Origin of the sequence: Bradyrhizobium sp. SPXBL-02, assembly GCF_051853065.1 — a bacterium.
GTDB lineage: Bacteria > Pseudomonadota > Alphaproteobacteria > Rhizobiales > Xanthobacteraceae > Bradyrhizobium.
On the sequence record NZ_CP182474.1, the window covers coordinates 7,651,757 to 7,664,035 of the forward strand.

The 12,279-nt window shown below is 65.3% G+C and carries 12 protein-coding genes; 6 read left to right on the top strand and 6 right to left on the bottom strand.

Going from position 1 to position 12,279, the window contains the following annotated elements; all coding sequences use genetic code 11:
* Positions 1-200 precede the first annotated feature (200 nt).
* Positions 201-1,673, top strand: coding sequence for an amidase (locus tag ACNJYD_RS35560; RefSeq protein WP_439364737.1), 1,473 nt, complete (start codon positions 201-203; stop codon positions 1,671-1,673).
* A gap of 162 nt (positions 1,674-1,835) precedes the next feature.
* Positions 1,836-2,189 (top strand): nuclear transport factor 2 family protein, encoded by a 354-nt coding sequence (locus tag ACNJYD_RS35565; RefSeq protein ID WP_439364738.1) that lies wholly within the window; start codon positions 1,836-1,838, stop codon positions 2,187-2,189.
* Positions 2,190-2,335: 146 nt separating this feature from the next.
* On the opposite strand, the gene ACNJYD_RS35570 is transcribed toward ACNJYD_RS35565, so the two are convergent.
* Positions 2,336-3,424: a Zn-dependent alcohol dehydrogenase gene (locus ACNJYD_RS35570; RefSeq protein WP_439364739.1), complete on the bottom strand. Its 1,089-nt coding sequence runs from the start codon at positions 3,422-3,424 to the stop codon at positions 2,336-2,338.
* Between the two features lie 44 nt (positions 3,425-3,468).
* The gene (locus tag ACNJYD_RS35575; RefSeq protein ID WP_439364740.1) at positions 3,469-5,253 is read right to left on the bottom strand and encodes an acyl-CoA dehydrogenase family protein; all 1,785 of its coding nucleotides are present in this window, start codon (positions 5,251-5,253) and stop codon (positions 3,469-3,471) included.
* A 222-nt stretch (positions 5,254-5,475) separates the two neighbouring features.
* Here ACNJYD_RS35575 and ACNJYD_RS35580 point away from each other — a divergent pair, with 222 nt between their 5' ends.
* Entirely contained in the window at positions 5,476-6,177 is a 702-nt protein-coding gene (locus ACNJYD_RS35580) for an SDR family oxidoreductase (protein WP_439364741.1), read from the top strand.
* A 123-nt stretch (positions 6,178-6,300) separates the two neighbouring features.
* Positions 6,301-7,131, top strand: a complete 831-nt coding sequence (locus tag ACNJYD_RS35585) for an enoyl-CoA hydratase (protein ID WP_439364742.1) — start codon at positions 6,301-6,303, stop codon at positions 7,129-7,131.
* A 53-nt stretch (positions 7,132-7,184) separates the two neighbouring features.
* Here ACNJYD_RS35585 and ACNJYD_RS35590 read toward each other — a convergent pair whose 3' ends face one another.
* Both ACNJYD_RS35590 and ACNJYD_RS35595 read right to left on the bottom strand, forming a co-directional pair.
* Complete coding sequence (locus ACNJYD_RS35590; protein WP_439364743.1) at positions 7,185-7,808, bottom strand: GNAT family N-acetyltransferase; 624 nt, start codon at positions 7,806-7,808, stop codon at positions 7,185-7,187.
* Positions 7,809-7,875: 67 nt separating this feature from the next.
* Positions 7,876-8,079: a DUF1127 domain-containing protein gene (locus ACNJYD_RS35595; RefSeq protein ID WP_212260040.1), complete on the bottom strand. Its 204-nt coding sequence runs from the start codon at positions 8,077-8,079 to the stop codon at positions 7,876-7,878.
* Positions 8,080-8,189: 110 nt separating this feature from the next.
* Here ACNJYD_RS35595 and ACNJYD_RS35600 point away from each other — a divergent pair, with 110 nt between their 5' ends.
* Both ACNJYD_RS35600 and ACNJYD_RS35605 read left to right on the top strand, forming a co-directional pair.
* Complete coding sequence (locus tag ACNJYD_RS35600) at positions 8,190-9,089, top strand: transcriptional regulator GcvA (RefSeq protein ID WP_439364744.1); 900 nt, start codon at positions 8,190-8,192, stop codon at positions 9,087-9,089.
* A 142-nt stretch (positions 9,090-9,231) separates the two neighbouring features.
* On the top strand, positions 9,232-10,563 hold the full coding sequence (locus tag ACNJYD_RS35605) for an MFS transporter (RefSeq protein ID WP_439364745.1): 1,332 nt from the start codon (positions 9,232-9,234) through the stop codon (positions 10,561-10,563).
* 190 nt (positions 10,564-10,753) lie between these two features.
* Here the strand turns inward: ACNJYD_RS35605 and ACNJYD_RS35610 are convergent, their stop codons facing one another.
* Both ACNJYD_RS35610 and ACNJYD_RS35615 read right to left on the bottom strand, forming a co-directional pair.
* Positions 10,754-11,167, bottom strand: a complete 414-nt coding sequence (locus ACNJYD_RS35610) for a Rieske (2Fe-2S) protein (RefSeq protein WP_036040510.1) — start codon at positions 11,165-11,167, stop codon at positions 10,754-10,756.
* A complete protein-coding gene (locus tag ACNJYD_RS35615; RefSeq protein ID WP_260381092.1) occupies positions 11,167-12,276 on the bottom strand; it encodes an amidohydrolase family protein in 1,110 nt (369 codons plus the stop codon). Before ACNJYD_RS35615 ends, ACNJYD_RS35610 begins: the two co-directional genes overlap by 1 nt.
* Between the last annotated feature and the right edge of the window lie 3 nt (positions 12,277-12,279).

Consider the following 12,279-nt stretch of genomic DNA (forward strand, 5'->3'; position numbering starts at 1 on the left):
TCCAGTATTCCGCGGCGGCAGTTCACTCACACAACTGGCGCCGCGGAGTACTGGATCGCCCGGTCAAGCCGGGCGATGACACCGACTTGGTGTTGGCCGTGCCGCTAAGGGCTAGCAGCATATCAATCTCGATCAAACAGCCGTTGCGAGGTTGGGCCAAACTGCGCATCATCCCTCAACAACCAGAGCGGGAGAAGCGCGTGGCCGGATCGGAATGGAGTTTCAAGAGCGCGGTCGAATTGTCGGCCGCATTGAATGCGAAGAAGGTCTCGGCGGTCGAGATCACGCAGGATGCGATCGCGCGTATCGACCGGCACGACGGCAGCATCAACGCGGTGTGCGTGCGCGATTTCGATCGCGCGCTCGTCGCGGCGCGCGAAGCGGATGCGGCGCTGGCGCGCGGCGAGCGCAAGCCGCTGCTCGGCCTGCCCACGACAATCAAGGAATCCTTCAACATCGCCGGCCTGCCGACGACCTGGGGATTCGTGCCGCAGAAGGACTTCAAGCCCGTGGAAGACGCGCTGGCGGTGGCCCGCATCAAGCAGGCCGGCGGCGTGATCCTCGGCAAGACCAACGTGCCGGTCGGGCTCGGCGACTGGCAGAGCTACAACGACATCTACGGCACCACCAACAACCCCTACGATCTCGGCCGCACGCCGGGCGGTTCGTCCGGTGGATCGGCGGCAGCCCTCGCCGCAGGCTATTGCGCGCTCGCCACCGGATCCGACATCGGCGGCTCCCTGCGTGCGCCGGCATTTCATTGCGGCGTCTTCGCCCACAAGCCGACCATCAATCTCTGCGCGGCGCGCGGCGAGACCCCGCCGCCGTTTCCAGCGATTCCGCGCGAGGGCGACCTCGCCGTCATCGGACCGATGGCGCGCACGGCGGCGGACCTGTCCTTGCTGCTCGACGTCATGGCGGGACCCGATCCGCTCGACGGGGGGATCGCCTACAAGCTCGACTTGCCTGCCGCACGGCATCAATCGCTGCGGGATTTTCGTGTCCTGTTGATCGACAGCCATCCGCTGCTGCCGAGCGACCAGGATGTCCGCGGCGCGATCGACAAGCTTGCAACCGATCTTGCGAAGGCCGGCGTCACCGTCGCACGCGAGAGCGCGCGGCTTCCGGACTTCGCGGAGACGTCGCGGCTCTACATGCGCATGCTGCTCGGCTTTCTCGGCGCGTTCTTACCTCCCGACGAACTGGCGGATGCGCAGGCAGGGGCAAGCCAACTCTCGCCGGAGGACACAAGCCTCGGCGCCGAGCGACTGCGCGGCATCACCGCGAGCCATCGCGCCTGGGTGCTCGATGCGGGTAGCCGCGCTGTCCTCCGCGCGCAATGGCGGGCACTATTCAAGAGCTTCGACGCCGTGATCTGCCCGATCATGCCGACGCCGGCCTTTCCGCACGATCACTCGCCGGAGCAGCGCCTGCGAACGATCAGCATAGACGGCAAGGATTACCCGTATTCCGACCAACTCGCCTGGCCGGGCATCGCAACGCTTCCGGGCTTGCCTGCGACGGCGGTTCCGCTCGGCCTGTCGAAAGGCGGCCTGCCCGTCGGCGTGCAGATCGTCGGTCCGTGGTTAGAAGACCGGACGCCGCTCAAGCTCGCCGAGCTGATCGAGCGGGAGTTCGGCGGCTTCGTGCCGCCGCCACTATTTGGTGATTAGTCCTTCCCGTCATTGCGAGGAGCTCTTGCGACGAAGCAATCCAGACTGCGTCCGCGGAGACATTTCTGGATTGCTTCGCTTCGCTCGCAATGACGGAGTAAGATAACATCGAGATTCCAGGTTCGCGCTCCGCGCGCCCCGGAATGACAGGCAGGCCGCACCATGAGCAACGACCTCGAGCAGCTCACCGCACTCAATCGCGACTACGTCGCCGCCGTGCAGAACTGCGACGTCAGGCGCTTCGACGAGATCCTGGCGCCGGAGTTCTATTGCTCCAATCCCGACAAGACGCTGGTCGACCGCGCCGCCTTCCTGGAGCAGACGGCGCGGCCGATCGCGATCCGCAATTTGCATGCACACGACGTCAAGATCCGCATCATGGGTGACTTCGCGATCATCCACGCCGCGACGAGCTACACGACGGCGGACGGTCAGCAGGCGAGCGGGCGGTACACCGATTGCTGGGCAAAGACGAACGGAACGTGGCTGGCAGTGTCGGCGCACGTGTCGCGGTGAAGAAGGCACACTGACCACACACTCTCCGCTGTCATGCCCCGGCTTGACCGGGGCATCCAGTACGCCGCGGCGGCAGTTGGGCGGACGCGACCGCCGCGGCGTACTGGATCGCCCGCCTTCGCGGGCGATGACACCGTCATTTTGGATCAACTATCGAACACGATCACGCTGCGCAGCGTCTTGCCGGCTTTCATGTTGGCAAAGCCTTCGTTGATCTCACTCAGCCTCAGCTTGGCCGAGATCCAGTCCTCCAGATGCAGCCGGCCACGCAGGTAGAAATCGACCAGGCGCGGCATGTCCACGCGGAAATGGTTCGAGCCCATCGAGGAGCCCTGGATCTTGCGCTCGCGCAGGAAGTCGAAGCCGTGCAGCTCGATCTTCTGGCCGAACGGGATCATGCCGACGATGGTAGCGGTGCCGCCGGAAGCGAGCATGCCGAACGCCTGCTCGGCAGTCTCCTTGCGGCCGAGCACCTCGAAGGAATGATGCACGCCGCCATTGGTGAGGTCGCGGACCTGCTTCACGACATCGCCGTCGGCCGGGTTGATGATGTCGGTCGCGCCCAGCTTGGTCGCGAGCTGGAGTTTTGCGGGATTGGTGTCGATGGCGATGATACGGCCGGCGCCGGCGATGTGCGCGCCGTTGATCGCGGCCATGCCGACGCCGCCGCAGCCGATCACGGCGACGGTCTCGCCGGCCGTCACCTTCGCGGTGTTCACCACCGCACCATAGCCGGTGATGACGCCGCAGCCGATCAGCGCGGCGAGATCGAGCGGCATGTCCCTGCGGATCTTCACGATGGCGTTCTCGTGCACCAGCATCTGCTCGGCGAAGGAGGAGAGATTGAGAAATTGGTGCAGCTTCTCCGGCTTCGACCATTGCATGCGGTTGGAGACGCCCGGCAGCATCTTCACCGTCGCGTCGGTGCAGAGCACGGTGCGGCCGGTGGTGCAATTGTCGCAGGTGCCACAGAAGACGGAGAGACACGTGACGACGTGGTCGCCCGGCTTGACATAGGTGACGTCGGAGCCGACCTGCTCGACCACGCCGGCAGATTCGTGCCCGAGCACCGCAGGCAGCGGATGCGGATAGAGCCCTTCCATGAAGTGTAGATCGGAATGGCAGAGGCCAGCGACCGCGGTGCGGATCAGCACCTCGCGCGGGCCAGGCTTCGGCAGGCTGATGTCCTCGATGACGAGCGGCTGGTTGACTTCATAGAGGACGGCGGCCTTCATCGAACACTCCCTATCGCGTTTTTTGTTTGATCGTAGCGCGCAGCCTACGCTGCCAGGACCAGTTCGCCAACCTCGCTCATGCTGGCGGCGCGATCGCCGAGCAGCAGCGAAGCGATCTTCGCTTGCGCGGCATTTTCCGTCAGCCGGAACGGATCGTTCGGCGTCACGCGATGGTCGATCACGAGGCGCGACAGCAGCAGCCGGCGCGCATCGCCGCGCATCTCATGGATGCGGTGTGCTTCCCAGGCGAGGGCCACCGCGCTGGCGACGTGATAGAGCACGCTGGTGGCGCGGCGCGCATCGGCTTCGTTCTCGGACTTACCTGCGACTTCACGTGCGAAGCCGACGGCGCGGTCGGTGAGGCCACGCAAATGATCGCGCCAGGCCTGCGGCACCGAGGCGCTGTCGTCGAGCCGGGCGTGCAGATCGGCCGCGAGTGCGGCCTCAGCGCCGTGACGACCGACCGCCCGCCGCAGCGCATCGATCGCGACGATGTTGCCGGTGCCTTCCCAGACCGAGCCGAGATGCGCATCGCGCAGCAGGCGGGCGGTGGCGAATTCCTCGATATAGCCGATGCCGCCGCGCATCTCGAGCGCATCGCCGCAGACCTTTCGTGCATCGCGCGTGGCGCGGAATTTGAGCGTCGGCGTGAGAATGCGCAGCAGCGCCGCGGCGTCCTGGCTGCCGGCCTCGGCACGGTCGAGCCCATCCGCCGTGAGGAAGCTCATCGACAGGCCCTGCTCCACCGGCAGCATGATCTTCAGCATCTGCCGCCGCCCCAGCGGCAGATCAATGATGCGCTGGCCGAACACGACGCGGCTCTTCGCCACCGTCATCGCGTCATGATAGGCGCGGCGCATCAGCGCGGTGGACTTGACGCCGTTGGAGAGCCGCGAGGAATTCACCATCTCGGCCATCTGCACGAAGCCGCGGTCGAGCTTGCCGACCGCGTAGGCGATCGCGCCTTCGAGCTTGATCTCGCCCGAGGCCATCGAGCGGGTGCCGAGCTTGTCCTTGAGGCGCACGATCCGGTAATGGTTCTGCGTGCCGTCGTCGAGGAAGCGCGGCATCAGGAACAGGCCGACACCGCGCGTGCCGGGCCCGGCGCCTTCGGGCCGCGCCAGCAGCATCACCACCTTGGCGTCGGCATTCGAGCAGAACCATTTCTCGCCATAGAGGCGCCAATGGTCGCCCTCCTGCACCGCGCGCGTGGTCAGCGTGCCGACATCGGAGCCGCCCTCCTTCTCGGTCATGAACTGGCCGCCCTGGGTCAGCTTGCTCATGTCGGTCGAGGTCAGGCCGTCGAGATATTTCGCCTTCAGCGCCTCGCTGCCGAAATTCGCCAAGAGCTTGGCGCAGCCGTCGGTGACGTTGATCGGACAGCCCATGCCGAATTCGGTCTGGTTGAACAGGAAGGTGAAGGCATGCTTGGCGACAACAGGGTATTTGTCCGGCCAGCCCATGATGCCCTTAGCGATCGAAAGCGCATGGATACCGAAATCGCCGAACGCGGCGTTCTCCAATTCGCGATAGGCCGGGTGATATTCGATCCATTGCACGTCGCGGCCGAACTTGTCGCGCTGGTGCAGGATGGGCGTGTGGCGGTCGGCAAGCCGCGCGCATTCGTCGAGATGGCCGCCGGCGAGCCCGCCGAGGCGATCGAGATGCGGCCCGATGTGGCGGAACAGATTCTCCGGCAGATGAATGCGGAGCAGGTCCGTGAGCGCGGGATCGGCGCGGTAGAAATTCATGCCGGACGTATCGGGCGCCAGCAGGCCGGAGGGTGCGGCCGCGATATCTTTTGGCTGCGCTGTGACCGGTCCGGGCATGATCGTCCTCTCCGTTTCCGTCCCACGGCAATTCTTTGCGCTTGCCGCTTTGGATGATGTCGATCATGCTCCCGTCGCGGACAGCGATAAAGCCGCAAAATGTCAGGGCGGCATGATCGCCGCGAGGGAGCAATTCGCCCTGCGGAATTGTGGCCGTGCCGGCTGGTTGTCCGCGCGGACCATGCCTAGATCAGCGGCTCCCCGTCTGCGAGAGATCACGCCATGGAACATCCGAAATACAAGATCGCCCTCATCGTCGGTGCCGGCGAAGGCCTCAGCGCATCGCTGGCGCGCCTGCTTGCGGCGCAGGGCATCCGCCTCGCCCTCGCCGCGCGCAAGATCGAGAAGCTTGGCGCGCTCTGCACCGAGACCGGGGCCAAAGCCTATGCCTGCAACGCCACCGAGCCCGACGAGGTGGAGCGGCTGTTCGGCCTGGTCGAGCGCGAGATCGGCACGCCCGACCTCGTCGTCTACAATGCCAGCGGCCGGACGCGCGGGCCGTTCGTCGACCTCGTTCCAGCCGACGTCGCGCAGGCGATCGCGGTCAGCGCCTATGGCGGCTTCCTGGTGGCGCAGCAGGCGGCCAAGCGCATGCTGCCAAACCAGCACGGCGCGATCCTGTTCACCGGCGCCTCCGCCAGCGTCAAGGGCTATGCGCAGTCCGCTCCCTTCGCGATGGGCAAGTTCGCGCTGCGGGGCCTTGCGCAGAGCATGGCGCGCGAATTGTCGCCGCAGGGCATCCATGTCGCGCATTTCGTCATCGATGGCGGCATCAGGAGCGCGGCGCGGAGCGAGCCGGCGGACAAGCCGGATTCGATGCTCGATCCCGACGCGATCGCACAGAGCTATTGGAACGTGCTGCAGCAGCCGCGCAGCGCCTGGAGCTGGGAGCTGGAGCTGCGGCCCTGGGTGGAGAGGTTTTGACGCAAGCTAGCAACAACACCCGTCATTGCGAGGAGCGAAGCGACGAAGCAATCCAGACTGCCTCCACAGAAGGATTCTGGATTGCTTGGCTTCGCTCGCAATGACGATAGAGCGGGAGGCGACATGACCACGGAAACCACCATCGACACCGGTACCAGTGAGCTCCTTTGCGCGATCCGCGACCGCGTCGCGATCATTACGCTGAACCGGCCGGAGGCGCGCAATTCGCTGTCGGATGCGCTGACGCCGGCGCTGCGCACCATGATCCGGACCTGCGCAGAGGATCCGAACGTTGGCGCGCTGCTGCTCACCGGCGCGGGCGAAGCCTTCTGCGCCGGCGGCAACGTCAAGGGCATGGGCGCGCATCGCGATCCCAAGAAGCTCGAGATGTCGCTGGACGATCGCATCGCCGATCTGCAGGAGCGGCAGCGGCTGCTCACCGGCGCGCTGGTGTCGGTGCGCAAGCCGACCATCGCTGCGCTCCCCGGTCCCGCGGTCGGCGCGGGGCTTGCCATCGCCATGGCCTGCGACATCCGCATCGCCGCGCAATCGGCCTTCGTCGCCACCGGCTATGCCCGCATCGCGCTCAGCGGCGATTACGGCATCGCCTGGCTGCTTACTCGGCTGGTCGGCACCGCGCGGGCGCGCGAATTGATGTTCACCGGCGACCGCGTCGATGCCGCGCGCGCCGAAGCGATCGGGCTCGTCAACCGCGTCGTGCCCGACGACAAGTTGCAGACCGAGGCATTCGCGCTGGCCAGATCGCTGGCCGAAGGCCCGCGCCTCGCGCTGCGCTACATGAAGGACAATCTCGACGAGGCCCTGCTGTTCGACTTCGAAACCGCGCGCGACCACGAAGCCGAACGGCTGGTCCGCCTCACCACGACCGCGGATCACAAGGAGGCGGTGCAGGCCTTCATCGAGAAGCGCAAGGCGGTTTTTACGGGGAAGTAAGCGGCACAAAAAAATACCCGGCTCTGGCTTGGCCAGGCCGGGCTGCAGTCATGTCAGGCCGAGGCTGAAGGGCTGTCGGCCTGACGGGAAAGGGCGGCGAGGCGCCAGCTCGCACAGGGAATGTCCTGCGGCGCGAGGTTGATCTCCTTGTCGAAGCGCACCAGCTTCCAGTCATCGGGGTGGTTGACGAACGTGAAGCCGGCTTTGCGTGCGAGCGAGACCATGGCCTCGTTGGAGCGCAGCGTGTCACCGAAGATGTGCTCGGCGCCGAGCGCAGCCGCGCGGCATTCGAGGTTCTTCATCAGCGCGGTGGCGATGCCGTGGCCCTGCCAGCGGTCGTCGACCGAGAGGCCGAACTCGAGCGCCGCGGTCTCGGCATGGAAGGCGTAGCGCGCTTCCGCCACGATGGTCTCGAAGCCGTCGACCGTCATCGTCGCCACGACCGTGAAGCGATCGCGCTCGCCGATCTCGAGGAAATCGTGCAGCAGGCCCTTCGGCAATTCGCTGATCGCGCCGAAGAAGCGGTTGTAGCGGGAGCGGGTCGAGAGCGAGCGGAAATAGTGCTGGAGCTCGTCGGTGTCGCGCGGCTCGACGAAGCGGACATTGAGCCGCTCACCGTGCCTTGTGCGCAGCACGTCCGAATATTGCTTGAGGTCTTCGAGGCGAAGGGTGCTCATGACGCATGCCCTGCGGAAAGGGACCGCCGGCGCCCCTGTGCTCAGGCGGCGCCGGCCTGGCGGCCTATCAGGCCCGCCAGAAGGGTTTATCGGCCTCGTAGGCGATGTCGGACCAGGACAGCCCGACGTCGTGGAGGTCGCGGGCAGTCCAGTTGGTCAGCTCGCGCCGGGTCCGGTAGCGTTCGTGCCAGACGTGAAGGATCTCGCCGATCTGGTAGAAGACGCCGTGCGCATGATGATTTGTCATCGAGTTGTCGGTCAATATAGACATTTTCAGCTCCTGGAGCTACGTTGACCGCTAATATCTGCCTCCTGTTGCGCCGCGACAAACGACAATTTGTACCTTTTCGCATGAAATAACGTCATGTATCCTGCTGCCAAATGACTGCCAGATTGCCCTCCCTGAACGGATTGCGGGCGTTCGAGGCCGCCGCACGCCATCTCAGCTTCACGCTCGCAGCCAGCGAGCTGAACGTGACCCAGACCGCGATCAGCCATCAGATCCGCAGGCTGGAGGAGGAGCTCGGCATCCGGCTGTTCATCCGGCAGAACCGGGCGCTGGCGTTGACGCCGGAGGCGCGCGACTATCTCCCGGGCGTCCGCGCCGCCTTCAACGATTTGCGCCTCGCCACCGACCGTCTCTTGCGCAAGGACGACGACAAGGTGCTGACGGTGTCGACGCTGGCCTCGCTCGCCGCCAAATGGCTGCTGCCGCGGCTGACCGACTTCCAGGAGCAGCATCCCGGCATCGACGTGCGCATCACCACCTCGACCAGCCTCGTCGACTTCCAGCGCGACAATGTCGATGCCGCGATCCGCTATGGCCGCGGCCAGTGGCCGGGCCTGCGTGCCGACTGGCTGATGGCCGACGAATTGTTTCCGGTGTGCAGCCCCTCGCTGCTGCGCGGCGACAAGCCGCTGCGCCGGCCCGAGGATTTGCGCAACCATCCGCTTCTGCACACGTCGAGCACCAACAGCGACGACTGGCGGCTATGGCTGACCGCGGCGGGCCAGCCGGCCGACATCGCACGGCACCCCGGCATCACCTTCGACATGATCTTCATGACCATCCAGGCCGCGATCGACGGCATCGGCGTCGCGATGGGCCGGACCTCCTACGTGCAGGACGATATCGCCAAGGGCCGGCTTGTTGTCCCCTTCAAGATCGCACTGCCCGCGGACGCCGGCTTCTACCTGGTCGCGCCGGAAGGCCATCGGGAGGCGCCAAAGCTGGCTGCGTTCCGACAATGGGTGATTGCTGCAACGCAAAATAAGGCCTGAAAAATCAGCAGCTTCCTCTGCAAAACGGATTGACTCGCCGCTTCTCGCGCGGGAAGGGGTATGACAGATTGTCGCAGCATCAATCTGTCGCCTTGCCGTGAATGATTCCCGGTCCGGCCACGTCTTGAAGGGGAGCAATGCCATGGCTGGACCAGCCACCTCAACCAATTCGCCCGCCATCAAGTCGCGCATCGGCGCGATCCTGCGCGCCACGAGCGGCAATTTCCTCGAGCAGTTCGACTTCTTCCTGTTCGGCTTCTATGCCGCCGCGATCGGCAAGGCGTTCTTCCCGTCCACCAACGAGACGGCGTCGCTGCTCAACACGTTCGGCGTGTTCTGGCTCGGCGCCCTGATGCGTCCGGTCGGCGCCATCGTGCTCGGGGCCTATATCGACCGCATCGGCCGCCGCCAGGGCCTGATCGTCACGCTCGGCATCATGGCCTTCGGCACCGTGGTGATCGCGTTCTGCCCGAGCTATGCGACCATCGGCATCGCGGCGCCGATCATCGTGCTGATCGGCCGGCTGCTGCAAGGCTTCTCCGCCGGAGTCGAACTCGGCGGCGTGTCGGTGTATCTCGCGGAAATCGCAACGCCCGGCAATCGCGGCTTCTACACCTCGTTCCAATCGGCGAGCCAGCAGGTCGCGATCTTCGTGGCGTCGATCCTCGGCTTCATTCTTTCCGAGGTGATGCCGGCCGACACCGTCGCCGCCTGGGGCTGGCGCATTCCCTTCTTCGTGGGCTGCCTGATCATTCCCCTGATCTTCGTGCTGCGGCGGACGCTGGAGGAGACGCCGGCCTTCCTCGCCATGAGGAAGCATCCGACGACGCGCGAGGTGTTCGCCTCCGCGCTCGCCAACTGGCGCATCGTCGTCCTCGGCATGATGATCGCGATCCTGACCACGACGACGTTCTACTTCGTCACGGTGTACACGCCGACCTTCGGCAAGACCGTGCTGAAGCTGTCGACGCAGGATGCACTGCTCGTGACCCTGTTGGTGGCCGTCACCAATTTCATCTGGAATCCGGTCGGCGGCGCGCTGTCCGATCGCATCGGCCGCAAGCCGGTGCTGCTCGCCATCGCGGGCCTTTCGCTCGTCACCGCCTATCCGGCGCTGCACTGGCTGGTGGCGGCGCCGACCTTCGGCAAGCTGCTCGCGGTCGAGATGATGTTCTCGTTCTATTTCGGCGTCTACAGCGGCTCCATGCTGGGCGCGCTGGTCGAGATCGTGCCGGCGCATGTGCGCACCACCTGCTTCTCGCTCGCCTTCGCGCTCGCCGCCGCCCTGTTCGGCACCTTCACCCCGTTCGCCTCGACCTGGCTGATCGAACGCACCGGCGACAAGGCCTCGCCCGGTTTCTGGCTGATGTTCGCCGCGCTGCTCGGCATCATCGCGGCCTCGACGGTATACCGCGGCGGCGGCAAGGCGGTGCCGGCCTATGATGCGGTGCCGGAGCCGGTTGCGGGGCGTTGATCGTCGTTCCGGGCGCTCCCTTCACCCTCCCCTGGAGGGGGAGGGTCGGTGCGCATGAAGCGAAGCGGAATGCGGACCGGGGTGGGGTGACGGTCCCTCCGCATCGAACGCCCGTGAGGAGAGATCACCCCACCCCGCTCGCGCTTCGCGCGATCGACCCTCCCCCTCCAGGGGAGGGTAAGAGCGGGGCCTACAACTCCACCACCACGTAATCGCTCTCGACTTTCACTGGGATGGTCTCGGCGACATACGGTCCCTTCACCACGCTGGCGCCTGGCTCGACATGGGCCGGATAGGCCTTGACGCGAAAGCGGCGGGGATCGCAATAGGACTGGCCGGTGCGGATGTCGAACTCCCAGCCGTGCCAGGGGCAGCGGATGATCTCACCCAATTTGGTGTATTCGATCTCGCCGGGATTGCTCGACTGTGCGAGCCCGATCAGTGGCCCCTCGCACAGCGCCGCGCCCTGATGCGGGCAGCGGTTCATCAGGCCAAAATATTCGCCCTTGATGTTGAAGACTGCGATCGGTCGCCCGTCGATCTCCAGGAATTTTCGCGTGCCGGGCGGAAGCTCGTCGACCGCGGCAATCACATGCCGCGCCATCAATTTATGCCATATAGCTTCTTTGCATTGCCGAGATAGAACGCCTCGCGGTTGGCTTCGCTGACGCCCGCCGGCAGCACACGCGAGGGCTCGTCATAGTCCCAATGCGGATAGTCGGTCGCGAACAGCAGGCGGTCCCAGCCGATCCACTTGATGACGTCGAACAGATCCTCGCGGCTTTCAGGATCCTCCATCGGCTGCGTCGTCCACCACACCTGCTCGCGGATATATTCCGACGGCGGCCGCTTCACATGCGGCACCTCGCTGCGCAGCCGCTGCCAGGCCTTGTCGAGCCGCCATGCCAATGACGGCGCCCAGCCGAAGCCGGCCTCGATCATCACCATCTTCAATTTCGGGAAGCGCTCGAATACGCCTTCTAGCACCAGGCTCGCCAAAGCCGATTGCTGGCACTGCGAATGCCCGACCATCTCCTCGATGTAATAGGACGGCCAGCCCGACGGCGTGATCGGGTTGCCACCGAAGCCGAAGGCGTGCACGCCGACGGGAAGGCCGGCCTCTTCCGCAGCCTGATAGATCGGCCAATAGCGGCGCTGGCCGAGCGGCTCGACATTGCGGCTGAGCAGCAGCACCTGCACGAAGTTCTTGTCGCCGGCGCGCTCGCGGATTTCGGCGGCGGCCGAAAGCCCGTCCTCATTGCCGACGACAATGGAGGCTTTCAGCCGCTTGTCCTTGCTGGTCCATTTGTCGATCTGCCAGTCGTTGATCGCCGAGCACAGCGCGGCCGAGAGCTCGTGATTGCGGATACCCTGCCCGGTGTTGAGCGGATTGAGCACGCCGAGTTGGACGTTGTTGGGATCGAGCAATTGCTTCTGCATGAAGGCGAGCGAGGAGCCCTGCGGGCCGCCTTCCGGCGGATAGGCATCGCGGCGCGAGGCGTTGGGCTGGGCCTTCGGATAGGGCGGACCTTCCATCATGCCCTGATAGGCATGGACGCCGTAGACTTCGAGGTGATGCTGCCAGCGTTTGGCGAGATAGGGATAGAGCTCGGTACGGGTGGCGCGTGCCGGATGGATGTCGCAGTCCGCGATCGCGGTTTTGACGGTCAGTGGGGAAGCGGCTTCTTGGTTCTCGCGGAACTGGATATTCATCGC

What these genes read in the sequence shown, in the direction of transcription:
- ACNJYD_RS35565 (WP_439364738.1), top strand. Translation starts at nt 1,836, where the DNA reads ATGAGCAACGACCTCGAGCAGCTCACCGCACTCAATCGCGACTACGTC.
- ACNJYD_RS35570 (WP_439364739.1), bottom strand. Translation starts at nt 3,424, where the DNA reads ATGAAGGCCGCCGTCCTCTATGAAGTCAACCAGCCGCTCGTCATCGAG.
- ACNJYD_RS35575 (WP_439364740.1), bottom strand. Translation starts at nt 5,253, where the DNA reads ATGCCCGGACCGGTCACAGCGCAGCCAAAAGATATCGCGGCCGCACCC.
- ACNJYD_RS35580 (WP_439364741.1), top strand. Translation starts at nt 5,476, where the DNA reads ATGGAACATCCGAAATACAAGATCGCCCTCATCGTCGGTGCCGGCGAA.
- ACNJYD_RS35585 (WP_439364742.1), top strand. Translation starts at nt 6,301, where the DNA reads ATGACCACGGAAACCACCATCGACACCGGTACCAGTGAGCTCCTTTGC.
- ACNJYD_RS35590 (WP_439364743.1), bottom strand. Translation starts at nt 7,808, where the DNA reads ATGAGCACCCTTCGCCTCGAAGACCTCAAGCAATATTCGGACGTGCTG.
- ACNJYD_RS35595 (WP_212260040.1), bottom strand. Translation starts at nt 8,079, where the DNA reads ATGTCTATATTGACCGACAACTCGATGACAAATCATCATGCGCACGGC.
- ACNJYD_RS35600 (WP_439364744.1), top strand. Translation starts at nt 8,190, where the DNA reads ATGACTGCCAGATTGCCCTCCCTGAACGGATTGCGGGCGTTCGAGGCC.
- ACNJYD_RS35605 (WP_439364745.1), top strand. Translation starts at nt 9,232, where the DNA reads ATGGCTGGACCAGCCACCTCAACCAATTCGCCCGCCATCAAGTCGCGC.
- ACNJYD_RS35610 (WP_036040510.1), bottom strand. Translation starts at nt 11,167, where the DNA reads ATGGCGCGGCATGTGATTGCCGCGGTCGACGAGCTTCCGCCCGGCACG.
- ACNJYD_RS35615 (WP_260381092.1), bottom strand. Translation starts at nt 12,276, where the DNA reads ATGAATATCCAGTTCCGCGAGAACCAAGAAGCCGCTTCCCCACTGACC.